We start from the raw sequence: 23,417 nt of genomic DNA on the forward strand, positions 1-23,417 counted from the left end.
TTCCTAGGCGCCCGGCGCCGCGTTTTCCGGCGCCGCGCTGGGAGCGCCGGACGGCGTCGGCCTCGGCGCAGCCCCGGCGCCCGCCCCGTTCGCCGGCGACGCCTCGCCGCCCGCGTCGCTCTGCGCGCCGTTCGCTCCGTGGCTGCGCGGGGCCGCGACGCCGGCATCCGCCTGCGGCTGCTCGCCGAAATCCGCCGCCTCCAGCCGCAGCGCCCGCGCGCCGGCCTTCTCGGCGGAGACGCGGATCTCCTCCACGTCGCGGCGCGCCTGCTCGAAATGCGTGTCGAGCCGGCCGACCCGCGTCATCAGCCGCTCGACATCCTTGTGCAACAGCCCCAGCTCGCGCCGCATCGCGCCGGCCTGCGCGGCCATCCGCGCGTCCTTCATCACCGCGCGCAGGGTGGTGAGCGTGGCCATCAGCGTCGTGGGCGAGACGATCCAGACGCGCAGGGCGAAGCCCTCGCGCACGACCTCGCCGTGGCGGGCGTGCAGTTCGGCGTAGACCGCCTCCGACGGCAGGAACATCAGCGCGCCGTCCGCCGTCTCGCCGGGAACGACGTAGCGCTCCGCGATGTCGCGGACATGCTTGCGCACCGAGGCCGCGAAGGCCCGCGCCGCCTCGCGCTTCTCCCGCTCGCCCTCGGCGGCGACCAGCGCCTCGTAGGCCTCCAGCGGAAACTTCGCGTCCACCGCGATGGGCCCCGGCGGCCAGGGCGCATGGATCAGGCAGTCCACGCGCCGCCCGTCGGCCAGCGTCGCCTGCGCCGACCAGCCGTCCGGCGGCAGGGCCTTGGACACGATGTCCAGCAGCTGAATCTCCCCGAACGCGCCGCGCGCCTGCTTGTTGGCGAGGATGTCCTGCAGCCCGAGCACGTCGCCCGAGAGGCGCTCGATGTTGGTCTGCGCCCGGTCGATGGCCTCCAGCCGCGTCTGCAGCTCGCCCAGCGCGCGGGCCGTGCGGCTCGCCGAGCCGTGCAGCGTGTCGCCCATGCGGCGCTGCACCTCCTCCAGCCGGCGCTCCATGCTCTCGGCCATGCGCGCCTGCGCCGCGCCCTGCGCCTCGGAGACGTGGCGCAGGCCCCCGGCGAGCTGCTGCTGGCCGGCGCCGAGGCCGCGCGCGGCCACCGCCAGCGCCGCGATCTCCGCCGAGAGCGCCGCCGAGGCCAGCCCCGCCCGCCGCGCCGCGAGCGCGGCCCACAGCGCGACCAGCGCCATCGCCGCCAGCGCCGCCGCGATCTGGAGCTGCGGCTCCGCGAGCAGCCGCGCCCACAGCGCGGCGAGCTCTGCGCCCACGCCCTCAGCCGCTCCGCTCATCGCCGGCCGAACAGCGTCTCGATGTCGGCGAGGCTGAGCGCGACGACCGTGGGCCGGCCATGGTTGCACTGGCCCGAGAGCGGCTCGGCCTCCATCGCGCGCAGCAGCGCGTCCATCTCCGGCCCCGAGAGCCTGCGCTCCGAGCGCACCGAGCCGTGGCAGGCCATGCGGCTCAGCACCGAGTCGAGCCTCGCGCGCAGCCCGTCGGCGCGATCCATGTCGGCGATCTCGTCGGCGAGGTCGCGGGCAAGCGCCGCGCCGTCGCAGGGGCCGAGCGCGGCGGGCGTGGCGCGCACCGCCACCGCGCCGGCGCCGAACGGCTCCAGCACCAGCCCGAGCCGGGAGAACTCGTCGGCGCGGGCGAGCAGGTTCTCGGCGTCCTCGCGGCCCAACTCGGCGATCTCGGGGATCAGCAGCGCCTGCGCCGCCGCGCCGCCGGCGTCGAGCGACCGCTTGAGGCGCTCGTAGACCAGCCGCTCATGGGCGGCGTGCATGTCGACGAGCGCCATGCCGTCGGCAGTCTGCGTGACGATGTAGGCGTCGTGGATCTGGGCCACCGCCACGCCCAGCGGACCGGGCGTCTCGGCGGCTTCGCCCTCGCCCCTGGCTCCGTCGCTGTGCGCCGCCTCGACCGGCCTTGCGCCCCACCCCGCCGCGCTCTCCGCCGCAGGATGCCCGTCGAGATGCTGCGCAGGCCGCTGAAACGCGTCCGCCGCCTCGGCCAGCCCTTGCGAAACATGCCCCGACCAGCCGCCCCGCGCCGGCCACAGCCCCGCGGAGACCCGCGCCGCGCCCCCCGGCGCCGGCGCCTGGACCCGCCCGAGCGCGGCGTCCGACAGCGCTCGCGCCGGCCGGCAGCCCGCCTCCGCCAGCGCCGCCCGCACCGCGCCGACCATCAGCCCGCGCGCGACGCCGGGCTCGCGGAACCGCACCTCGGTCTTGGCGGGGTGCACGTTCACGTCCACCCGCGCCGGCTCGCAGGAGAAGTAGAGCGCCGCGACCGGGCGTCGCCCGGAGGGCAGCAGGTCGGCGTAGGCCGCCTGCAGGGCGCCGACCATCAGCCGGTCGCGCACCGGGCGGCCGTTGACCAGCAGATGCTGTGCGACGGCCCCGGCGCGGGCGTGGGTCGGCAGCCCGCACCAGCCCTGCAGCCGCAGCCCCTCGCGCTCGGCGCAGACCCGTGCGGCGTCCTCGGCGAAGGCCGGGCCGAGCACGCGGCGCAGCCGCTTCAACCGCGCGTCGAACAGATCGCCGGTGTCGGGCCCGACATGCTCGGCCGGCGCGTCGAACAGGATGCGGGCGCCGTCCTCCACCTCGCGCAGGACGAAGCCCACGGTCGGCGCGGCGACCGCGAGGCGCTTCACGGCTTCGACGATCTCGGCCCGCTCGGCGCGTTCGGAGCGGAGGAATTTCAGGCGGGCAGGCGTCGCGAAGAAGAGGTCGCGCACGCAGACCTCGGTGCCCGCCGCCCGCGCCGCCGGCTTCGCGGCCCCGAGCCTCCCGGCCTCCGCCTCGATCCCCCAGGCCTCGGCGGCCCCGGCGGCCCTGCTGACGAGCGACAGCCGCGCGACCGCGGCGATGGAGGGCAGCGCCTCGCCGCGGAAGCCGTAGCTGGCGATCGCCAGAAGGTCCGATCCGTCGATCTTGGAGGTGGCGTGGCGCTCCAGCGCCAGCGGCAGCTCCGCCGCGGTCATCCCCGCGCCGTCGTCGGACACGCGGATCAGCCGCGCGCCGCCCCCGGCGATGTCGATGGCGATGTTGGCGGCGCCGGCGTCGAGCGCGTTCTCCACCAGCTCCTTCACCGCGGCGGCCGGGCGCTCGATCACCTCGCCCGCGGCGATGCGATTCGCAACGGCCTCCGAGAGACGCCGTATGCGCGGAGCGGAGATGTTGCGATCATGCGCCGTCATGCCACTATGGGTAGCATGAACGGCAGGGCTGACGCCAGCCTTCGTCGGAAGTCGGCGGCGTCTGGGGGGGGGTGCGGCCGGCGCCGGGACGCGCCTGAGCGCGCGCCGGCCGCCGCCGCGAGCGCGCTCAGTGCGCGCTGACCGGCGTCATCTCATGCTGGCGCGCGACGGTGAAGGCGAGGTCGCGGTCGGCCACCAGAGCCAGCCGCGCGCCTTCGGCGTCGTGGATGGCGTAGATCGTGGCGTCGCCGATGCGCTCGCGCGCCTCCTGCGGCAGCTCGCTCGCCGGCACGGTGCGGATGTAGACGATCCGCTCCGGGCCCTGCGCCGGGCCGTTCTGGGGAAGACTGGGATGGTCCATCATGCGTACTCCTGACAAAACTCAGCCATCTCGCCGCCCATCAGGCCGGCTTCTTGATGGCGATGGTCTTAACGACGCTCTCGGGCGCGCTGCGGGCGAGGTCCACATGGAGCATGCCGCAGTCGAGATGCGCCCCGGTCACCTCCATCCCGTCCGCCAGCACGAACACGCGCTGGAACTGCCGGGTTGCGATGCCGCGGTGCAGGTAGACGCGCTCCGCCTCGCCCTCGCGCGCGGCGCGGCCGCGGACCACGAGCTGGCGATCCTCCAGCGTGATCGCGAGATCGTTCTCGCTGAAGCCGGCGACCGCGAGCGTGATGCGGTAGGCGGTCTCGCCCCGCTGCTCGATGTTGTAGGGCGGGTAGCTGTCCCCGCTCTTGGCGGTTCGTTCAACCAGGCGGTCGAGATCCTCGAACCCCAGCAGGAACGGGTGCGCCGCGAAATTCAACCGTGTCATGCGAGCCCTTTGCACTGAAAGCGACCGACGCGACCGGCCCGTGAGCGGCGCCGATCACGCAAGATATGGTGGCTGGATTTCGGCGGCGCAACTCGCCCGGCCAGGACGGCGCCGCGCCGGGCCGCGCCGCGGGGCCTTCGGGGGCGACGTCGCCTTGCTCCGCGCGGCGCGCGCGCCTAGACAGGCGCGCATCGCGCGACGCCGGGGGCTCATCCATGAACAAGCCGAAGAAGGTCGTGCTCGCCTATTCCGGCGGGCTCGACACCTCGATCATCCTGAAATGGCTGCAGACCGAATACGGCTGCGAGGTGGTGACCTTCACCGCCGATCTCGGCCAGGGCGAGGAGCTGGAGCCCGCGCGCGCCAAGGCGGAGCTGCTGGGCGTGAAGCCGCAGAACATCTTCATCCGCGACGTGCGGGAGGAGTTCGTGCGCGACTTCGTGTTCCCGATGTTCCGGGCCAACGCGGTCTATGAAGGGCTCTACCTGCTCGGCACCGCGATCGCTCGGCCGCTGATCTCGAAGCACCTCGTCGAGATCGCGCGCGAGACCGGCGCGGACGCGGTGGCGCACGGCGCGACCGGCAAGGGCAACGACCAGGTGCGCTTCGAACTGAGCGCCTATGCGCTGGAGCCCGACATCAAGGTGATCGCGCCGTGGCGGGAGTGGGATCTGACCTCCCGCACGCGACTGCTGGAGTTCGCCGAGGCCAACCAGATCCCCATCGCCAAGGACAAGCGCGGCGAGGCGCCGTTCAGCGTGGACGCGAACCTCCTGCACACCTCAAGCGAGGGCAAGGTGCTGGAAGACCCCTCGCAGGAGGCGCCGGACTACGTCTGCCAGCGCACGGTGGCGCCGGAGGACGCGCCCGACACGCCGGAGATGGTCGAGATCGGGTTCGAGCGCGGCGACGCGGTCGCGGTGAACGGCGAGCGGCTGTCGCCGGCCATGCTGCTGACGAAGCTCAACGAACTGGGCGCGAAGCACGGCGTGGGGCGGCTCGACCTTGTCGAGGGCCGCTATGTCGGCATGAAGTCCCGCGGCGTCTACGAGACGCCGGGCGGCACGATCCTGCTGGCGGCCCATCGCGGGATCGAGAGCATCACGCTCGACCGCGGCGCGGCGCATCTCAAGGACGAGCTGATGCCGCGCTACGCGGAGCTGATCTATTTCGGCTACTGGTTCAGCCCGGAGCGCGAGATGCTGCAGGCCGCCATAGACCGCAGCCAGGAGCATGTGTCGGGGACGGTGCGGGTGAAGCTCTACAAGGGCGCGGCCAGCGTCGTGGCGCGCTGGTCGGACCATTCGCTGTACTCCGAAGCGCATGTGACCTTCGAGGAGGACGCCGGCGCCTATGACCAGCAGGACGCGGCGGGCTTCATCAAGCTCAACGCGCTGCGGCTGCGGCTTCTGGCCAACCGCGACAGGCGGCTCAGGGGCTGAGAGCTGCGGGTGGGGGGGCGGCGCATGACGGGAGTGCGCGGCGGACGGGCGCCTCGGCGACGGCCCGCGCTGCGGCGAGCTGGTCGGGCGTGAGCCGCTTGCGGAGAGCCTCGCGGGGTTCATGGGGCGCGAAGGGCGCGGCGAGGCCGCTCTCGCGGCGACGGCGGGCTTCGACGCCTGCTCTGGCGCCGCCTCGCGCGCCTTCCGCTCCTCGACGCGGCGGCTGACGCCGATGAGCCGGAGCGCGTCGCCGCTCTGGCCGGGGAGCGGGGAGATCTCCAGGTCGATCCGGTAGCGCCGGCCGTCGCGGGAGACGTTGACGAGCCGTGCGCGCAGGGCGTCACGGAACGAGGCCGCCGCCGCGCGAGCGCGCCGCGGTTGCGGGCGTTCGGCGCGAAGGCGGCGCGGGCGAAGCCGCCGGCGACTGCGACCACGCCGGCGAGCCGGCGCGGGTTGGTCCCGACAAGGCGGCCGGTGAGGCCGAAGTCGCCCACGCCTTGCAGGGCTGCGACGCCGCCGGAGCCCGGCAGCGCGCCTCCCGCCTGCGCCCGGCCTTCGCCGGGACCGTTCGGGGGCAGCGGTCAGCCCGTCTCGCGCTCCAGCCTTTCGAAGAGGCGGGCGACGGCCTCGGCGCCGGGGTCGTTGCAGCCGGCCAGCTTGTCGGCGCCGACATAGGCCGCCCGCCCGGCGCGGGCGCGCGTCATCCGCGCCGTGGCGTCGGCGCCGGCGCGCGCGGCCTTCGCCGCGGCGGGGAGTCCGTCCGGCAGGGCCGCCAGCGCGGGCGAGAGCGCGTCGACCATGGTGCGGTGGCCCTCCTCGGCGCCGCCGACCTGCTTGATGCGCTCCAGCCCGGCGCGCAGGGCGCCGATCCAGTCCTCGCCGCCGGCCGAGGCGTCGCCCGCCGCGGCGAAGAAGATCGCCAGCAGCACGCCGGAGGAGCCGCCCATGGTCTGGCTCAGCTCCAGCCCGATGGCCCGGAAAAGCTGCGTCGGGTCGGCCAGCGGCAGCCTGTCGAGCGCGGCGTCCAGCGCCCGCGCGGCGGTCGCCAGCGTCGAGCCGGTGTCGCCGTCGCCCGACTTGAGGTCGAGCGCGTTCAGGTCGGCCTCCGCGGCGATCATGATCGCGCAGCACCGCGCCAGCAGCGCGCGCCGCTCCGGGTGGGCCGAGGGCATGGCGCGGATCGGCGTCAGGCCGTCTGGCAGCGGGCGCACCGCCGGCGGGGCGAGCCGCGCGCAGCCGGGCCATGCGGCGGGGTCCACCGGGGAAGTCAGCGCCGCCGCCGCGGCGTCGTCGACGGGCAGCAGCGAGACCGAGAACCCCTTCATGTCGAGCGAGGTCATCATCGCCGCCGGCCCGATGATCCAGTCCACCCGGCCCGCGATGTCGGCGCGGGCGAACTCCTCGGTCAGCACCGCCATCTCCAGCGGCGTCGCGCCGCCGAGATTGTTGATCAGCGCGGCGTGGCCGCCTTCGCCCAGATGCGGCCGCAGCCGGTCGACGACCAGCGCCATGGCCTGCCGCGCGCCGGCGAAATCGACCTGCTCGACGCCGGCCTCGCCGTGGATGCCGAGGCCGAGCTCGGCCTTGCCGGGGGCGATGCGCGCCTCCCTCGTCGAGCCGGGCATGGTGCAGGTGTCGAGCGACATGCCGATGGAGACGGCGCCCGCCACCGCCGCCCGCGCGGCCTCGGCGACCGTCAGGAGGTCGGCCCCGCTCTCGGCGAGGTGGCCCGCGATCTTGTGCACGAACAGCGTGCCGGCGACGCCGCGCGGCTGCGGCAGCTCGGGCAGGGCCACGTCGTCGTCGACCACCACCATCTCCACGCGCTTTCCGAAGGCGCGGGCGCGCTCGGCGGCCAGGCCGAAGTTGAGCCGGTCGCCGGTGTAGTTCTTGACGATGAGAAGGCAGCCCGCCTCGCCGGTGACGGCGAGGATGCCGGCCAGCACCGCGTCCACAGAGGGCGAGGCGAACACCTCGCCGCAGACCGCCGCCGTCAGCATCCCCCGCCCGACGAAGCCGGCATGGGCGGGCTCGTGCCCCGATCCGCCGCCGGAGACGAGCGCGACGCGGTCGCGCTCCCAGTCCGTGCGGACGACGACCTTGACGTGCGGGTAGCCGTCGAGCCGGGCCAGCCGGCCGCCGGAGGCGCGCAGGGCGCCGTCGATGGCCTCGGTGACGAGCGTCTCGCGGGCGTTGATGAACTGGCGGGCGCTTTCCGGCGCGGCGTCTGGCATCGTCTCGGTCTCCTTCGGGGCGCGCGGGGCTGGGCGCGCGGGGACTGGGCGCGTGGGGGGCGGCTCCCGCGGCGGGTCAGGTCACGCGGGCGCCGGCGGCGTCGAACCACAGCGGGTCGCGCGGGCGCACGGCGACGGCGCGGCCGGTCTTGAGGTCGGTGTGCGGGTCGGTCAGCGTCACGAGGGCGTGGCCCGCGACGTCGAGATGCAGCCGGGTCTGGTCGCCCAGCCGCTCCACCCGCGTCACCACGGCGGGCGCGCCCTCGGCGCCGCCGGGGTCGAGCGCCACATGCTCCGGGCGCAGGCCGATCGTGGCGGCGCGGTCGGGGCCATGGCCGAAGAGCGTCGCGGGCAGCAGGTTGATGCGCGGCTGGCCGAGCCGCGCCGCGACATGGGCGCTGACGGGGTTCTCGTAGATCTCGCGCGGGCCGCCGACCTGCGCGAGCCTGCCGGCTTCGAGCACGCCGACATGGGTGGCCATGGTCATCGCCTCGGTCTGGTCGTGGGTGACGTAGATGAGCGTCGCGGCGATCTCGGCGTGGATGCGCTTCAGCTCGACCCGCAGATCGGCGCGCAGCTTGGCGTCGAGCGAGGAGAGCGGCTCGTCCATGAGGTAGACGGCGGGGCGGCGCACCAGCGCGCGGCCGATGGAGACGCGCTGCATCTCGCCGCCCGAAAGCCGGGTCGCGCGGTTGTCGAGCTTGTGGCCGATGCGCAGCATCTCCGCCGTCTCGCCGACGATGCGCGCGATCTCGGCCGGCGGGGTGCGCAGCAGCGGCGACTTCAGCGGAAAGGCGAGGTTCTCGCGCACGGTCAGGTGCGGATAGAGCGAGTATTGCTGGAACACCATTGCGACGTCGCGCTCGGCGGGCGTCTCGTCGGTGACGCGCCGGCCGCCGATGAACACCTCGCCGGCGTCGGGCCGCTCCAGCCCCGCCACGAGCCTCAGCGTCGTCGTCTTGCCGGCGCCGGTCGGCCCGAGCACCACCATGAAGGCGCCGTCGGGCACGGTGAGGTCCATGCCCGCGACGGCGGAGACGGCGCCGAAGCGCTTCGTGACGCCCTTCAGCGCGACCTCAGCCATGGTGCGCCGCCTCGTTGGCCGCGGTGCGCAGGGCGCGGCCAGTCTCCGCGTCGAAAAGCGACAGCGTCTCCGCGACGAAGCCGACGCCGACATGCTCGCCGGGCGTGGCCTGCGCCGCGGCGGGCAGGCGGGCGCGCAGGCGGCCGAAGCCGGTCTCGACCGTGACGATCTGCGTGGTGCCGAGATATTCCGTCGCCTCGATGCGCCCGCGCAGCGGCCCGTCGTCGCCGAGCCGGACATGCTCGGGCCGGGCGCCGAGCGCCAGCGCGCCGCGCGCGCCCTGCCTCAGCGCCGGCAGCGCGACCGACGCACCGCCCAGCCGCGCCACGGCGTCGCCCGGCGCGACGGCGCCCTCGAAGCGCAGCAGGTTCATCGGCGGGCTGCCGATGAAGTCGGCCACGAACAGCGTCGCGGGGTGGTCGTAGATGTCCTGCGGCGCACCGAACTGCTCGATCACGCCGTGGTTCATCACCACGATCTTGTCGCCCATCTGCATCGCCTCGAGCTGGTCGTGGGTGACGTAGACCGTGGTGGCGCCGATGCGGTCGTGGAGCGCGCGCAGCTCCTCCGCCATCTCCTCGCGGAACTCGCTGTCGAGCGCGCCGAGCGGCTCGTCCATCATGAACGCCTTGGGGCGGCGCACGATGGCGCGCGCCAGCGCCACGCGCTGCCGGTCCCCGCCCGAGAGCCCGCCCACGGGGCTGTCGAGGACGCCCTCGATGCGCAGGACGCCGGCGACCTCCGCGACGCGCGCGGCGACGTCACTGCGGCTCATGCCCTGGCTGACGAGCGGATAGGCGATGTTGCGGCGCACGTTCATGTGCGGGTAGAGCGCGAACATCTGGAACACGAAGGCGATGTCGCGCTGGCGCGCCGGGCGCTGGCTGACATCCTCACCGTCGATCGCGATGGTTCCGGATGTGGGCAGCTCCAGCCCCGCGATCATGCGCAGCGTGGTGGTCTTGCCGCAGCCGGAGGGGCCGAGCAGCATGAAGAACTCGCCGTCGCGCACGGTGAAGCTGGAGCCCTGCACCGCGGTGAAGGCCCCGAACTCCTTGCGCAGGTCGCTGACGACGATCTCGGCCATGGCGTCAGTAACGCTGTTCTGGGTGGGTCGGCAGATCGGCGATCCCGGCGAGCCAGGCGTGGCGCATCCCGTCCCACACCGCGACCTGCGGGGCCGGCAGGGCGGGGTCGGCGAAGGCCCCGCCGGCCACGCCGATCCGGCCTGGCAGGAACTCGCCCCGCCACCAGACGGTCGCGCCGCAGGTGGGGCAGAAGTGCTGGGTGAAGCGCCGACCGCGCTGCGAGACGCGGCTCCATGCGGTCGACGGCCCGGAGATCGCGCAGTCGCCCTCCTCCCAGTAGTAGGACACGCCGAAGGGCGCGCCGGTGCGGCGCTGGCATTCCGAACAGCTGCACATGCCCGAGACGACGGGCTCGCCGAGCGTCTCGACGGCGAGGGCGCCGCAGGAGCAGCGGGCGACGCGGCGGATGGGCTCCATCGCGGTCATTCCGGAAAATGGCTGGCGGCGATGAACAGCACTGTGCCGGCCAGCGTCACGACGAAGCTCCAAGTGTAGAGCGCCAGCGCGAAGGGCTGCATCAGCATCAGCACGCCGGCGCCGATGAGGATCGAGGCCAGCATCTCCCACGGCCCGCGGCGGAACCGCGCCAGCCGCGCCAGCCATGCCGCGCCGCGCCTCATTTGCGCACCGCGCCGAAGGTGATGCCGCGCAGCAGGTGCTTGCGAAGCAGCACGGTGAACACCAGGACAGGCAGCAGGAACAGCGTCGCGCCCGCGGCGACCGCCGGCCAGTCCTGCCCGCCGACGCCGATGATGGTCGGGATGAAGGGCGGCGCCGTCTGCGCCGTCCCCGAGGTGAGCAGCACCGCGAAGGCGTACTCGTTCCACGCGAAGATCAGGCAGAAGATCGCCGTGGAGGCGATGCCGGTGGCGGCCTGCGGCAGCACCACCTTCACGAAGGCCTGGAAGCGGGTGTAGCCGTCGATCAGCGCCGCTTCCTCGTATTCGCGCGGGATCTCGTCGATGAAGCCCTTCAGCAGCCACACCGCCAGCGAGATGTTCACCGCGGTGTAGAGCAGGATCATGCCGAGATGCGTGTCGCTGAGGCCGAGCGTGCGGTACATCAGGAAGATCGGGATCGCGACGGCGATCGGCGGCATCATCCGCGTGCTCAGGATGAAGAACAGCAGGTCGTCGCTGAGCGGGATGCGGAAGCGGCTGAAGGCGTAGGCGGCGAGCGTGCCGAGGAAGATCGACAGGAAGGTCGAGCCGAAGCCGATGATCACCGAGTTCATGAAGCGCTCGCCGAACTTCGACGGGCCGGCGATCACCATGTCGCGGTTGCGCACGATGGTCTCGGCGAGGCCGTCGGGCGGCGGCAGCGCCTGAAGCTGCTCGGGCGTGACGCGGGTGCGGGTGGTGAACAGGTTGACGTAGCCCTCCAGCGTCGGCTCGAACGCGATCTTCGGCGGGTAGGCGATGCTGTCGGGCGGCGACTTGAAGCCGGTCGCGAAGATCCACATGAGCGGCAGCAGCGTGATGAGCGCGTAGGCGACGACCAGCGCCGCGGCGACGCGCTTGCGGCCCGGCGAGGGCTCGGTGACGGAATGCGCGCTCATCGCGCCTTCACCCGGTTCAGCGCCTTAACGTAGATCGAGGCGAGGCCGAAGATCGTGACGAACAGGATCACCGCATAGGCCGAGGAATAGCCCGTGCGCCACTTCTCGAACGCCTCGCGCTTGAGGTTGATCGAGGCGAGTTCGGTGACGGAGCCGGGGCCGCCGCCGGTGAGCTGCACCACGAGATCGAACATCTTGAAGTTCTCGATGCCGCGAAACAGCACCGCCAGCATGAGGAACGGCGCGACCATCGGCACTGTGATGGTCCAGAACTGTCGCCAGGGGCTGGCGCGGTCGATCTCGGCGGCCTCGTAGATCGACTCGGGGATCGAGCGCAGGCCGGCGAGGCAGATCAGCATGACGAAGGGCGTCCACATCCAGGTGTCCACGATGACGATGGCCCAGGGCGCCAGCGTCACCGAGCCCAGCATCTCGAAGCTGGACGGGTCGGCCCCCGTCACCCACGCCACCGCATAGTTGAAGAGGCCGATCTGCGGCTGGTAGAGGAAGGTCCAGAAATTGCCGACCACCGCCGGCGACAGCATCATCGGCAGCACGATGATCGTGGTCCACAGGTCGTCGCCGCGGAATTTCTGGTTGATCAGCCAGGCCAGCGCGAAGCCGATCAGCACCTGCAGGGCGATGGTCCAGAACAGGAAATGCGCCGTGGCCTGCATCGACAGCCAGATATCGCCGTCGGTGAGTATCCGCTCGTAATTCCGAAGGCCGACCCAGTCGACCTCACGGTTGGGGCGGTTGGCGGCGAAGTTCGTGAAGCTGAGACGGATGGTCCAGATCAGCGGGAAGATGTTGATCGCCAGCAGCAGGAAGATGGTCGGCGCGACGAAGAGCCATGCGATCGCCCGGTCCGACAGGCCGCGCACGCGGCGCGCGACGCTCGGCGGCGTGGCCCGGGCGGCGCGGTCGGCTGCGGTGGCGATGACGTCGGTCATGGTCTTCCTCTGGCTGGCTCCGCCGCGTGTCGGCGGCGGGCGGCGGCGACGCCCTCACCCCGGCCCTCTCCCGCAGGCGGGAGAGGGGGCGCGAGGGGCGGAGACGGCGCCCGGGCGTCGGGCGCGCCGCCAGTTGCTTGCGGCCAGGTCGAAGGCGCGGCGCAAAGAGCTGCGCTTCGCGCTCGCGGCGCCGCCGGGGTCACCCTCTCCCGCCTGCGGGAGAGGGTCGGGGTGAGGGAGGCCGGGCGCGCCGCGCGCCCGGCCGCGTCACAGCTTGCCTTCGTCCTCGAACACCTCTGTCCAGTCCTCGATCAGCATGTCCAGCGCCTCCTGCGCGGTGCCCTGGTCGGCCACGACGTAGTCGTGCAGGCGCTTCTGCATCGCCAGCAGCAGCGAGGCGTAGGCCGGCTCCTGCCAGAAGTCCTGGACGTTCTCCATCGCCTTCAGGAAGTCGGCGGCGAAGGGCTGGCTGTCGGGGAAGCCGGGGTCGTTCAGCACCGAGTTGTGCGCCGAGTAGCCGCCGAGCGCCCACCACTTCGCCTGCACTTCCGGCTGCGCGAACCACTTGATGTATTCGAGCGCGGCGTCCTGCTTCTCGCTGTAGGCGACGACCGAGATGCCCTGGCCGCCGAGCGTGGAGGCGGGGACGTTCTGCGGCGGGTTCACGAAGAAGTCGATGTGCTCGCCGCCGGTGTCGGGGTCCGCGTAGAGACCGGGGAAGAACGCGAACCAGTTCATCGCCATGGCGACCTGGCCCGATTTGAAGGCGTCGAGCGACTGCTCCATGTAGGCGTTGGTGTAGCCCGGCGGCGTGCAGCACTGGTAGAGTTCCTTGTAGAACTCCAGCGCCTCGACCGCCTCGGGCGAGTTCACCGCGCCGGCCATGTCGTAGCTGCCCGGCGTGTTCTCGTACTTGAAGCCCCAGGCGTAGAGCGCGCCCGTGGCGCCCATCGTGATGCCCTCCGAGCCGCGCTCGGTGAAGATCGAGACGCCGTAGCGCGTCTGGCCGTCGATCTCGCGGCCCTGGAAGAACCTGGCGATCTCCATCAGCTCGCGCTGGGACGTCGGCTCGGCCAGTTCGCGGCCATGTTCCGCCTTGAAGGCCTCGCGGATTTCGGGCCGTGCGAACCAGTCCTTGCGGTAGAACCAGCCGTTGGCGTCGCCCATCGCCGGGAGCGCGTAGTAGTTCGGCGCGCCCTTGGGCCATGTGGAGTAGGCATAAACCGTGGCGGGGGCGAAGTCGTCCATGCTGATGCCTTCGCGGTCGAAGAAGTCGTTCAGCTTGACGTAGTGGCCGTTCTCGGCGCCGCCGCCGATCCACTGGCTGTCGCCGATCAGCAGGTCGCAGAGCTGGCCGCCGGAGTTCAGCTCGTTGAGCATCCGGTCGGCGAAGTTGGGCCACGGCACGAACTCGAAGCTCATCGAGTGGCCGGACTGCGCCTCGAACTCCTTGGAGAGCTCGACGAGGGCGTTGGCGGGGTCCCACGCGGCCCAGCACAGCGTGAGATTTTCGGCCTGCGCCGCGCCGGCGGCGGAGAGCGTCAGCGCGGCGACGGCCGCGGACGACATGAGGCGCCTGGTGGTCATGCGGTCATTCCTCCCTGAGGGCGGCAGGGGCGAATCCCCGGCTCGTTCGATCTGGAACACAGGCTAAGGCTGGCGACGGAACGCTGTCCATGGAAAAATGAGGTGCGTACCTCAGAAGTGGTGGGACTTCTCTCCGCAGCGTTCGGGCGAGCTCCGCCGCCGTCGGGGACGGGCTCCCCTCCGCAACCCGGATCCTAACAGCGCTTCAAAAGGCAGGGGGGGCGAGGCCCGGCGGCGCGCTAGGCCCGCGCGAGGCCGACCCAGACGCCGCCGCGCCGGCTGCTGCGCACGCAGGCGTCCACGAAGGCGACGCCGGCCAGCCCGTCGCGGACGTCGGGAAAAAGCACGTCGGGTTCTGGCGCGCGGCCGTCGCGGCGGGCCGCGATGGCGCGGGCGGCCTCGGCGTAGAGGTTCGCGAAGCCCTCCAGATAGCCCTCCGGATGGCCCGGGGGGATGCGGGTGAGGCGCGCGGCCTCGGGCCCGGCGCCATGGCCGCCGCGGGTGATCAGGCGCGGCGGCTCGCCGAAGGGGGCGAAGCGCAGGAGGTTGGGGTTCTCCTGCGCCCACTCCAGCCCGCCCTTCTCGCCGTAGACGCGCAGCCGCAGGCCGTTCTCGCAGCCCGGCGCGACCTGGCTGCACCAGAGCATGCCCTTCGCGCCGCCGGAGAAGCGCAGCATCGCGTGGGCGTTGTCGTCGAGCGCCCGGCCGGGAACGAAGCTGTGCAGCTCCGCCGAGAGGCTCTCTATGGCCTGACCGGTCACGAAGCAGGCGAGGTTGGCGGCGTGGGTGCCGATGTCGCCCGTCGCGCCGCCGAGGCCGGCGCGGGCGGGGTCGGTCCGCCATGCCGCCTGCTTCTGGCCGGTCGCCTCCAGCGGTTCGGTCAGCCAGTCCTGCGCATATTCCGCCTGCACGACGCGCAGGGGCCCGAGCGCGCCGGCGGCGACCATCGCGCGCGCCTGCCGGACCATCGGGTAGCCGGTGTAGTTGTGGGTGAGCACGAAGAGCGCGTGGGACTTCTCCGCCAGAGCGACGAGCCGGCGCGCCTCCGCCAGCGTCGCGGTCAGCGGCTTGTCGCAGATGACATGCACGCCGCGCCGCAGGAACGCCCGCGCCGGGGCGAGGTGCATGTGGTTCGGGGTGACGATGGCGACCGCCTCGACGCCGTCCTTCAGCCGCGCCTCGCGCCGCGCCATCGCCTCGAAGTCGTCGTAGACGCGCGACGGGTCGAGGCCGAGTTCGGCGCCCGAGGCGCGCGACTTCGCCGGGTCGGCGCTGAAGCAGCCGGCGACCAGCGCGAAGCGGTCGTCAAGCCGGGCGGCGATGCGGTGCACCGCCCCGATGAAGGCGTCGCGCCCGCCGCCGACCATCCCCAGACGGATGCGGCCGGGCGCGCTCGAAGGCGCGGCGTCGATCATGCCCCGTCCTCCCCGGTTTCGCCGCGGGCGCTCATCGGTCGAGCCCCAGCAAGCGGCGGTTGGCGGCGGCGTCGACCGCGGCGCCGGCGAAGTCGTCGAAGGCGCGGTCGGTGACGCGGATGATGTGGTCGGCGACGAAGGCCGCGCCCTCGCGCGCGCCGTCCTCGGGGTGCTTCAGCGCGCATTCCCACTCGACCACGGCCCAGCCGTCGAAGCCGTATTGCGCGAGTTTCGAGAACACGCCCTTGAAATCCACCTGCCCGTCGCCGAGCGACCGGAAGCGGCCGGCGCGGTCCACCCAGGGCTGGAAGCCGCCATAGACGCCCTGCCGCCCGGTCGGGTTCAGCTCGGCGTCCTTGACGTGGAACATGCCGATGCGCGGGTGATAGACGTCGATGAAGGCGAGGTGGTCGAGCGCCTGCAGCACGAAATGCGACGGATCGTAGAGGATCTTCGCCCGCGGGTGGTGGTCGACCCGTTCGAGGAACATCTCGAAGCTGGCCCCGTCGTGCAGATCCTCGCCGGGATGGATCTCGTAGCAGAGGTCGACGCCGTGCTCCCCGGCGAGGTCGAGCAGCGGCCGCCAGCGCGACGCCAGTTCGTCGAAGGCGGCCTCGACGAGTCCCGGCGGGCGCTGCGGCCACGGATAGACGTAGGGCCAGGCGAGCGCGCCGGAGAAGGTCGCATGGGCGGAGAGGCCGAGATTGCGCGAGGCGACGATCGCCTTGCGCACCTGCTCCACCGCCCAGACCCGCCGCGCAGCGGGGTCGCCGCGCACTGCCGGGTCGGCGAAGCCGTCGAACATCTCGTCATAGGCGGGGTGGACTGCGACGAGCTGGCCCTGGAGGTGGGTCGAAAGCTCCGTCACCGCCACGCCGTTCTCGACCGCGACGCCCCTGAAGGCGTCGCAATAGTCCCGACTCTCGGCGGCGAGGTCGAGGTCGAAGAGCCGGCGGTCCCAGCTCGGAACCTGCACCCCCCTGAAGCCGCAATCCGCCGCCCAGCGCGTGATCGACGCCCACTCGTTGAACGGGGCCGCGTCCGAAGCGAACTGCGCGAGAAACAGCGCGGGCCCCTGCATGGTCTTCATGTCGTCTCCCCCTCCCGGTCCGGGCCGGTCTGCGCCGGCAGGTTCTCTCTGATCACGATCTCGATGCGGATGCGCTCCTGCGCCGGGTCGATGGCGACGCCGTCGCTGCGGGCGCGCAGCACGCGCAGGGCGCTGCGCGCGACATGGCCGAGGTCCTGCGTGATGACGGCGTCGATGCGCCCGTCCCCCAGCGCGGCGCGGGCGCCGGGCGTCAGTTCGTGGGCGATGACGACGGGCCGGGCGCCGTCGGGGGCGGGCGGCAGGGCGTCGAGCGCGCCGACATCGGCGCCGAGCAGGTAGACCCCGAGCGCCGGGCCCAGCCGCGCCGTCTGCGCCGCCAGCGCCCGGGCGGCGGCCGCCTGGTCGCCGCGCCCCTCCAGCGAGGGCCGGGCGACGACGGCGGGGAAGTCGCGCGCGAGCACGGCGTCGAGCCCCAGCCGCCGCTCGATGCTCTCGCGCAGCAGCATCGAGCGCGCCAGCACCGCGACCGCGCCGCCCTGCGGGCCGACAAAGCGCCCCATCAGCACGCCGGCGGTGCGGCCGGCGGCGACGTTGTCGACGCCGACGAAATGATCGCGCTCGGTGTTCGGCAGGTCGGACACCAGCGCCGCCACAGCGACGCCTTCGCGCTTGAGGCGCCGGATCGCGTCACGCACATGGGGCGTCTCGGCGGCCGTGACGGCGACGCCGTCGACGCGGCGCCGGCCGGTCCGGTCGCGGGCGGCGAGGCCGTTGAGCAGCTCCGCCAGCGCGTGGGGGTCTTCGGCGGGAAAACCGACCACCTCGACGGACACCCGGTCCGTGCCGACCATCCGCGCGGCGCCGGCCATGGCGGCGCGCAGGGCGCGGGCGAACTCGTCGCCGGCGTCGGGCAGGGCGACGACGAACCGATAGCTGCGCTGGCGGGCGAGATTGGCCGCCGCGACGTCGCGGACATAACCGAGCGCCTCGACCGCCTGCGTCACGCGCTCGATGGTCTCGCGGCGTACGCCCGGACGCGCGTTCAGCACGCGGTCGACCGTGGCCAGACTGACCTTCGCCGTGCGCGCGATGTCGTTTACCGTCGGCCGCCCCACCTTCGCCCCCCGCTGGCGCACCACTTTCAGCCAGCGTCTGAGGTACGTCAATCACGACGTGGCGGCGCTACCTCTCGGCGAGCCTCCCGGCGATCGCGACCGATCCGGGCCCTCGGCGCTTCTCCACCGGGCGGGCGCCCGGATCGCCGGACCGGCGCAGCGATCAACGCTGCCGGGCGGAGGCGGGGAACAGCCCGCCCATGCGAGAAATCGTCCAATCTCGACCAGGTCGCCGGGGGTGGTAGGCCCGGAGGGACTCGAACCCCCAACCAAACCGTTATGAGCGGTCCGCTCTGACCATTGAGCTACGGGCCCCTGCGAATTCGCTTACCTGTCGGGAGGTTTCGTGGTCAACAGCGACAATTAAGGCTTCATTAAACTGATTGTGGCAACCTCTCGCTAACCTTTCGGAGCATGCGGATGCGAGACGAGACGATCGAGCCGGACGATGCTGCGCGCGACCGCCCCGCGTGGCGCGAGGACTGGGCGCCGGCCTCCGCCGTCCGCTCGTCCGGCGCGGCGCGGTCGGGCGGGCGCGAGGCGGTCGAGGCGGCCGCCAGACCCGCGATCGCTCCATTCGGAGGCGGGATGGACGTAGAGGCCTGGCCGGTGGGCGTGGTCCAGGCGGACGCCGGCGGGCGGATCGTCGCATGCAACGAGGCGGCGCTGGAGCTTATGGGAGCGGAGGCGCCGCGACCGGGGACCGGCCTCGCCGACCTCCTGCGCGTCCCGGCGCCGGACCTGACCGCCGCCGCGATCGCCGCCATGCGGCGGGGCGAGGCGCTGCGGCGCCGGCTGCGAGCCGCCTCCGGCGCGATCGCGGCGCTCACCCTGATGCGCGCGCCCTGCGGCGGCTACACCGCGCTGCTCGTCAACGACGCCGTAGCCGCCGAGGCGCAGCAGGAGGCGCACCGTCAGCGCGCGCGGTTCGCCGCCCTCGCCGACATCGCGGACGGCCCGGCGATCTTCTGCGTCGACCGCGCCGGCCGCATCAGCGCGTGGAGCCGCTCGGCGGAGCGCCTGGAGCGCCTTTCCGCCGGCGACGCCCTCGGCATGACCCTCGACGCGCTGCTCGACCGCGCCTCCTTCACCGCCGACGCCGGCGCGCTGCTCGGCGAGGCGGCGCGCGCCGGCGAGGCGAGCGCGACGGGCTTCGGCTGGGGCGAGGGCGGCAGGGCGCGGTGGATGCGGCTGTCGGTCCGCGCCGTGCGCGGCGCCGACGGCGCGCTGGACAGCTATGTGGCCATGGTCGGCGATCAGGCCGCCGACGGCGAGCAGGGCGCCGACCTGCGCAGCCTCGCCGCGCTCGACCCGCTGACCGGGCTGCTGAACCGGCGCGGCTTCTTCGAGACGGCCCAGACGGTGCGGGCCGGCGTCGCGCGGCGCGGCGCGACCATGAGCCTGATCGCCTTCGACATCGACCGCTTCAAGCGCCTGAACGACGGCTGCGGACACGCCGCCGGGGACGCTGCGCTGGTGGCGCTTGCGGATGCGGCGCGCTCCGAGATCCGCGCCGGCGATCTTCTCGGGCGCATCGGCGGCGACGAGTTCGCTCTCGCCCTGCCGCGCGCCGACCTCGCCCGCGCCGCGGCCATCGCGGAGCGCGTGCGGGCGGCGGTCGCCGCCGCGCGCCCGACGGCGGGCGGGCGGCGGCTGGCCTTCACCGCGAGCTTCGGCGTCACCGAACTCCGCAATGCCGGCGAGAGCCTGCACGAGGCGCTCGCCCGCGCAGACGCCGCGCTCTACGTCGCAAAGGCGCGCGGGCGGGACCGGGTCGCCACCGCCTGACGCGCGGCCAGCCAGTCGCCCTGGCGGCGGCTCCTGCGCCGCTCCGCCTTCACCCCGCCGCGGCGCTGCGCTAAGGGGCGCGGGAAACTCCGCGCAGCAGGGCCCGCCATGACCGAACCGACCGCATCTCGGAAGCCCGGGCGCAACGGCCTCAGCTATGGCGACGCGGGCGTTGACATCGACGCCGGCGACGCGCTGGTGGCGGCGATCAAGCCCGCCGCCGCCGCCACCGCCCGGCCCGGGGTGATGGGAGCCCTCGGCGGCTTCGGCGCGCTTTTCGACCTGAAGGCGGCCGGCTACGTCGACCCGATCCTCGTCGCGGCGACCGACGGCGTCGGCACCAAGCTCCGGCTCGCCATCGACACCGGGCTGTTGGACACCGTGGGCCGCGACCTCGTCGCGATGGTCGTCAACGATCTCGTCTGTCAGGGCGCCGAGCCGCTCTTCTTCCTCGACTACTACGCCACCGGAAAGCTCGACGTCGCGTCCGCCGCGCAGGTCGTGACCGGGATCGCCGGGGCCTGCGCCGACTGCGGCTGCGCGTTGGTCGGCGGGGAGACGGCGGAGATGCCGGGGATGTATCCCGCCGGCGACTTCGACCTCGCCGGCTTCGCGGTGGGCGCGGCGGAGCGCGGCGGGCTGCTGCCGGCGCCCTTCGCGGAAGGGGCGGTCGTGATCGGGCTCGCGTCGGACGGGGCGCATTCCAACGGCTATTCGCTGATCCGCCGCATCGTCGCGCAGGAAGGGCTGGCGTGGAACGACCCGGCGCCCTTCGCCGACGGCCCGCTCGGCGCGGCGCTGCTGACGCCGACGCGGCTCTACGTCAGGGCGGGCCTCGCGATGCGAAGGGCCGGCGCGCTGGCGCTGGCGCATGTCACGGGAGGAGGTCTGACCGGCAACCTGCCGCGCGTGGCGCCGCAGGGCCTGGGCTTCGAGATCGACCGCGGGGCCTGGTCGCGCGGGCCGCTCTTCGACTGGCTCGCCGGGGCCGGCGGCGTGGACGAGGCGGAGATGCTGCGCGCCTTCAACTGCGGCGTGGGCATGGTCGCCGTCGCGCCGCCCGAGGCGGCGGAGACCGTGCTGGCGGCGGCGGAGGAGGCCGGCGAGCGCGCCTTCGTCATCGGCCGCGCCGTCGCCGGCGACGGCGTGCGCTACCGGTGAGCGCCGCCGCCCGGAAGCGCGTCGCGATCGTCATCTCCGGCGGCGGCTCCAACATGGCGGCGCTGCTGGCGGCGATGGCGGCGCCGGACTATCCGGCGGCCTGCGTCCTGGTCGCGGCGAACCGACCCGAGGCCGGTGGGCTGGCGAAGGCGCGCGCCGCAGGCGCGCCAACCGTGCTCGTCGATCACCGCGACCACGCCGACCGCGAGCGATTCGAGCGCGCGCTCTCGGCGGAGATCGAGGCGGCGGGCGCCGAGCTGGTGTGCCTCGCCGGCTTCATGCGGCTGCTGACGCCGTGGTTCACGGCGCGCTGGCGCGACAGGCTGCTCAACATCCACCCCGCGCTGCTGCCGAGCTACCGCGGGCTCGACACCCACGCCAGGGCGCTGGCCGACGGCGTGGCGATCCATGGCTGCACGGTCCATCTGGTGCGCGACGCGACCGATACGGGGCCGATTCTCGGCCAGGCCGCGTCCCCGGTGCTGGCGGGCGACGACGCAGCGCGTCTCGCCGCCCGGGTTCTGGCGCTGGAGCACCGCCTCTACCCGGCCGCGCTGGCCGCCTACGCCGCCGGGCGGCTGCGCGCGGTGGGCGAGCGCGTCGAGGGCCAGCCCATCGCGCTGTGGGGCGGGTGAGTGCCGCGTCGCGCCCAGATGCGGCCCGGATGCGGCGTCGCGCCCCGCCGCCGCCGATCCGGCGCGCTTGACGCAATGCGGCGCCCTGCTTAGACGTGACCGCGCGCAAGGGGGCTCGCTTCCCGCGCGCGGGTGACGGAGGCCGGCGGCGGACATGGCTCCTGACGCGCGCGAAGACGAGCTTGCAGCCCTCGATGCGCGGATCGCCGCGGCGCGCGGCGCGCGGCGGCCGAAGCGCAGCGCTGGCGCCGACAAGTTCAACGCGGCGTCGCTGGCGTGGCGGATGGTGACGGAGCTGGTGGTCGGCGTGCTTCTGGGCGCCGGGATCGGCTGGGGGATCGACAGCGCGATCGGGACGCTTCCCGCGTTCCTGCTGATCTTCACGCTGTTGGGGTTTGCGGCGGGCGTGCGCGTGATGATGCGCTCGGCTGACGAGTTGCGCCGGCGCGACGCCGCGTCGGCGCGGAATGACGCGCCCTCGGGGCGTTGAACGGAATACGCGCCGGACGGGCGCGGGACGAGAGGGGCTGAGCGGTGGCGACAGGCGCAAGCGGCGAGATGCACATCGACCCGATGGAGCAGTTTCTGGTCAAGCCGCTGTTCGGCGGCGAGATGAGCCTGTTCACCATCACCAACGCGACGCTGTGGATGGCCATCGTCGTCGCGGTGATCGCGCTGCTGCTGCTCGGCGGCTCCAACGGCCGCGGCCATGTGCCGACGCGGCTCCAGTCCGTCGGCGAGCTGATGTACGGCTTCGTGCGGCAGATGGTGACCGACATCGCGGGCGAGGAGGGGATGAAGTACTTCCCCTACATCTTCACGCTGTTCCTGTTCATCCTGTTCTCGAACCTTCTCGGCATGCTGCCCTATTCCTTCACGGTCACGAGCCACATCGCCGTGACCGGGGTGCTGGCGCTCATGGTGTTCGTCACCGTCACCGCGATCGGCTTCATCAAGCACGGCACACATTTCTTCGGCTTCTTCTGGCCGAAGGACGCGCCGGGGCCGCTGCGCCCGGTCCTGATGGTGATCGAGCTGATCTCCTACTTCGTGCGGCCGATCAGCCACTCGATCCGGCTTGGCGCCAACATGCTGGCGGGCCATGCCGTTCTCAAGGTGTTCGCCGGCTTCGTCGGCGCGCTGGGCGTGTTCGGCGTGGTGCCGATCGCCGCGATGGTCGGGCTGACGGCGTTCGAATTCCTCGTCGCCGCGATTCAGGCCTACGTCTTCGCCATTCTCACCTGCGTCTACCTCAACGACGCGCTGCACATGCACTGAGCGCGCTCCGGAGCCTTTCCGGGCCGTTCGGCCGCATCGACAACGATCAACCGCAAGGAGCCTCCCATGGAACTCGAAGCCGCAGCCGCCCTGGGCAAGTACATCGGCGCCGGTCTGGCCTGTCTCGCGATGGCGGGCGCCGGCATCGGCGTCGGCCACGTCGCCGGCAACTTCCTCGCCGGCGCGCTGCGCAACCCGGCCGCCGCCAAGGAGCAGACCGCCACGCTCTTCATCGGCATGGCCTTCGCGGAAGCCCTCGGCATCTTTGGCCTCGTGGTCGCGATGCTGCTGCTGTTCGCGGTCTGATCCGAGACCCTCGCAGTCCTGCCGCAGACCTGCGCCGCCGCGCTTAGCGCGCGGCGGCGTTCCCAGACACCGCCCCTGACCCTGCCGGTCCGGGCCGCGCCCGCCCGGCGCGCCTGAGGCGACACGCCCGGAGAGAGACATGGCCGAGCCAGCCCATGGCGGAGAGAGCGGCGCCGAAGCGATCGGCATGCCGCAGCTCGACTTCACCACCTTTCCCAGCCAGATCTTCTGGTTGCTGGTCGCGCTGACCGCGCTCTACTTCATTCTGACGCGGCTTGCGCTGCCGCGCATCGTCGGCGCCATCGAGGAGCGGCACGACGCGATCGAGGACGACCTCGACCGCGCTGCGGAGTTCCGTCGCCGCGCCGAGCAGGCCGAGGCCGCCTATGACAAGGCGCTCGCCGAAGCCAAGGCCAGGGCGCAGGAGATCGCGAACCAGACCCGTGCAGAGGCGAAGGCCGACCTCGACAAGGCCATCGCGAAGGCCGACGCCGAAATCGCCGCCCGCACCGCCGAGAGCGAGAAGCGCATCGGCGAGATCCGCGACGGCGCCATGGCCAGCGTCGAGGCGGTCGCCGCCGAGACCGCCCGGGCGATCGTCGACAGCTTCATTCCCGGCGAGACGACGGACGCCGACGCGCGCGCCGCCGTCTCGGCCCGGCTCAACGGCTGAGGGCCCG

23 protein-coding genes and 1 tRNA gene are annotated in these 23,417 nt (G+C 73.0%); 8 read left to right on the forward strand and 16 right to left on the reverse strand.

Annotated features, from left to right (window positions below; all coding sequences use genetic code 11):
* Positions 1 to 3 precede the first annotated feature (3 nt).
* The 4 genes from BLW43_RS08715 to BLW43_RS08730 form a co-directional block, all read right to left on the reverse strand.
* Positions 4 to 1,314, reverse strand: a complete 1,311-nt coding sequence (locus BLW43_RS08715; RefSeq protein ID WP_425441171.1) for a DNA recombination protein RmuC — start codon at positions 1,312 to 1,314, stop codon at positions 4 to 6.
* Positions 1,311 to 3,224 carry a DNA mismatch repair endonuclease MutL gene (mutL, locus tag BLW43_RS08720; protein WP_093251939.1) on the reverse strand — a complete coding sequence of 638 codons (1,914 nt, stop codon included), beginning with the start codon at positions 3,222 to 3,224 and terminating at the stop codon, positions 1,311 to 1,313. The genes BLW43_RS08715 and mutL overlap by 4 nt, the downstream gene beginning before the upstream one ends.
* Before the next feature lie 127 nt (positions 3,225 to 3,351).
* Positions 3,352 to 3,588, reverse strand: a complete 237-nt coding sequence (locus BLW43_RS08725; RefSeq protein ID WP_245730980.1) for a DUF1150 family protein — start codon at positions 3,586 to 3,588, stop codon at positions 3,352 to 3,354.
* Positions 3,589 to 3,625: 37 nt separating this feature from the next.
* Positions 3,626 to 4,042, reverse strand: a complete 417-nt coding sequence (locus tag BLW43_RS08730; protein ID WP_093251940.1) for an Hsp20 family protein — start codon at positions 4,040 to 4,042, stop codon at positions 3,626 to 3,628.
* A gap of 215 nt (positions 4,043 to 4,257) precedes the next feature.
* Between BLW43_RS08730 and BLW43_RS08735 the strand changes: the two genes are divergently transcribed.
* On the forward strand, positions 4,258 to 5,484 hold the full coding sequence (locus tag BLW43_RS08735; RefSeq protein ID WP_093251946.1) for an argininosuccinate synthase: 1,227 nt from the start codon (positions 4,258 to 4,260) through the stop codon (positions 5,482 to 5,484).
* A gap of 581 nt (positions 5,485 to 6,065) precedes the next feature.
* Here BLW43_RS08735 and BLW43_RS08740 read toward each other — a convergent pair.
* From BLW43_RS08740 to BLW43_RS08795, 12 genes are all read right to left on the reverse strand, one after another.
* Complete coding sequence (locus BLW43_RS08740; protein WP_093251949.1) at positions 6,066 to 7,718, reverse strand: dihydroxyacetone kinase subunit DhaK; 1,653 nt, start codon at positions 7,716 to 7,718, stop codon at positions 6,066 to 6,068.
* Between the two features lie 76 nt (positions 7,719 to 7,794).
* Positions 7,795 to 8,802: an ABC transporter ATP-binding protein gene (locus BLW43_RS08745; protein ID WP_093251951.1), complete on the reverse strand. Its 1,008-nt coding sequence runs from the start codon at positions 8,800 to 8,802 to the stop codon at positions 7,795 to 7,797.
* On the reverse strand, positions 8,795 to 9,889 hold the full coding sequence (locus BLW43_RS08750) for an ABC transporter ATP-binding protein (RefSeq protein ID WP_093251954.1): 1,095 nt from the start codon (positions 9,887 to 9,889) through the stop codon (positions 8,795 to 8,797). Before BLW43_RS08750 ends, BLW43_RS08745 begins: the two co-directional genes overlap by 8 nt.
* A 4-nt stretch (positions 9,890 to 9,893) precedes the next feature.
* Positions 9,894 to 10,307, reverse strand: a complete 414-nt coding sequence (locus BLW43_RS08755; protein WP_175478818.1) for a GFA family protein — start codon at positions 10,305 to 10,307, stop codon at positions 9,894 to 9,896.
* A 5-nt stretch (positions 10,308 to 10,312) separates the two neighbouring features.
* On the reverse strand, positions 10,313 to 10,510 hold the full coding sequence (locus BLW43_RS08760; RefSeq protein ID WP_093251966.1) for a hypothetical protein: 198 nt from the start codon (positions 10,508 to 10,510) through the stop codon (positions 10,313 to 10,315).
* Positions 10,507 to 11,448, reverse strand: a complete 942-nt coding sequence (locus tag BLW43_RS08765; protein WP_093251968.1) for a carbohydrate ABC transporter permease — start codon at positions 11,446 to 11,448, stop codon at positions 10,507 to 10,509. The genes BLW43_RS08760 and BLW43_RS08765 overlap by 4 nt, the downstream gene beginning before the upstream one ends.
* Complete coding sequence (locus BLW43_RS08770; protein WP_093251971.1) at positions 11,445 to 12,401, reverse strand: carbohydrate ABC transporter permease; 957 nt, start codon at positions 12,399 to 12,401, stop codon at positions 11,445 to 11,447. Before BLW43_RS08770 ends, BLW43_RS08765 begins: the two co-directional genes overlap by 4 nt.
* A 267-nt stretch (positions 12,402 to 12,668) precedes the next feature.
* Complete coding sequence (locus tag BLW43_RS08775; protein WP_093251973.1) at positions 12,669 to 13,988, reverse strand: ABC transporter substrate-binding protein; 1,320 nt, start codon at positions 13,986 to 13,988, stop codon at positions 12,669 to 12,671.
* Between the two features lie 239 nt (positions 13,989 to 14,227).
* On the reverse strand, positions 14,228 to 15,403 hold the full coding sequence (locus BLW43_RS08780) for a Gfo/Idh/MocA family protein (RefSeq protein ID WP_093251975.1): 1,176 nt from the start codon (positions 15,401 to 15,403) through the stop codon (positions 14,228 to 14,230).
* Positions 15,404 to 15,434: 31 nt separating this feature from the next.
* The gene (locus BLW43_RS08785) at positions 15,435 to 16,493 is read right to left on the reverse strand and encodes a sugar phosphate isomerase/epimerase family protein (RefSeq protein WP_093251978.1); all 1,059 of its coding nucleotides are present in this window, start codon (positions 16,491 to 16,493) and stop codon (positions 15,435 to 15,437) included.
* Positions 16,490 to 17,590: a LacI family DNA-binding transcriptional regulator gene (locus BLW43_RS08790; RefSeq protein WP_217632128.1), complete on the reverse strand. Its 1,101-nt coding sequence runs from the start codon at positions 17,588 to 17,590 to the stop codon at positions 16,490 to 16,492. The genes BLW43_RS08785 and BLW43_RS08790 overlap by 4 nt, the downstream gene beginning before the upstream one ends.
* Positions 17,591 to 17,808: 218 nt before the next feature.
* Positions 17,809 to 17,884, reverse strand: a tRNA-Ile gene (locus BLW43_RS08795).
* Between the two features lie 105 nt (positions 17,885 to 17,989).
* On the opposite strand from BLW43_RS08795, the gene BLW43_RS08800 reads away from it, so the two are divergent.
* From BLW43_RS08800 to BLW43_RS08830, 7 genes are all read left to right on the forward strand, one after another.
* Entirely contained in the window at positions 17,990 to 19,357 is a 1,368-nt protein-coding gene (locus tag BLW43_RS08800) for a sensor domain-containing diguanylate cyclase (RefSeq protein WP_175478819.1), read from the forward strand.
* A 108-nt stretch (positions 19,358 to 19,465) separates the two neighbouring features.
* A complete protein-coding gene (gene purM / locus BLW43_RS08805; RefSeq protein WP_093251986.1) occupies positions 19,466 to 20,518 on the forward strand; it encodes a phosphoribosylformylglycinamidine cyclo-ligase in 1,053 nt (350 codons plus the stop codon).
* Positions 20,515 to 21,153: a phosphoribosylglycinamide formyltransferase gene (gene purN, locus BLW43_RS08810; RefSeq protein ID WP_281243490.1), complete on the forward strand. Its 639-nt coding sequence runs from the start codon at positions 20,515 to 20,517 to the stop codon at positions 21,151 to 21,153. Before purM ends, purN begins: the two co-directional genes overlap by 4 nt.
* 154 nt (positions 21,154 to 21,307) lie before the next feature.
* A complete protein-coding gene (locus BLW43_RS08815) occupies positions 21,308 to 21,643 on the forward strand; it encodes an AtpZ/AtpI family protein (protein ID WP_093251989.1) in 336 nt (111 codons plus the stop codon).
* A 68-nt stretch (positions 21,644 to 21,711) separates the two neighbouring features.
* Positions 21,712 to 22,431 (forward strand): F0F1 ATP synthase subunit A, encoded by a 720-nt coding sequence (locus BLW43_RS08820; protein WP_093252636.1) that lies wholly within the window; start codon positions 21,712 to 21,714, stop codon positions 22,429 to 22,431.
* A gap of 66 nt (positions 22,432 to 22,497) precedes the next feature.
* On the forward strand, positions 22,498 to 22,737 hold the full coding sequence (locus BLW43_RS08825; protein WP_093251991.1) for a F0F1 ATP synthase subunit C: 240 nt from the start codon (positions 22,498 to 22,500) through the stop codon (positions 22,735 to 22,737).
* Between the two features lie 139 nt (positions 22,738 to 22,876).
* Positions 22,877 to 23,410 (forward strand): F0F1 ATP synthase subunit B', encoded by a 534-nt coding sequence (locus BLW43_RS08830; protein ID WP_093251995.1) that lies wholly within the window; start codon positions 22,877 to 22,879, stop codon positions 23,408 to 23,410.
* The last annotated feature ends 7 nt before the right edge of the window (positions 23,411 to 23,417 follow it).

The organism is Rubrimonas cliftonensis (genome assembly GCF_900107585.1).
GTDB classification, from domain to species: Bacteria; Pseudomonadota; Alphaproteobacteria; order Rhodobacterales; family Rhodobacteraceae; genus Rubrimonas; species Rubrimonas cliftonensis.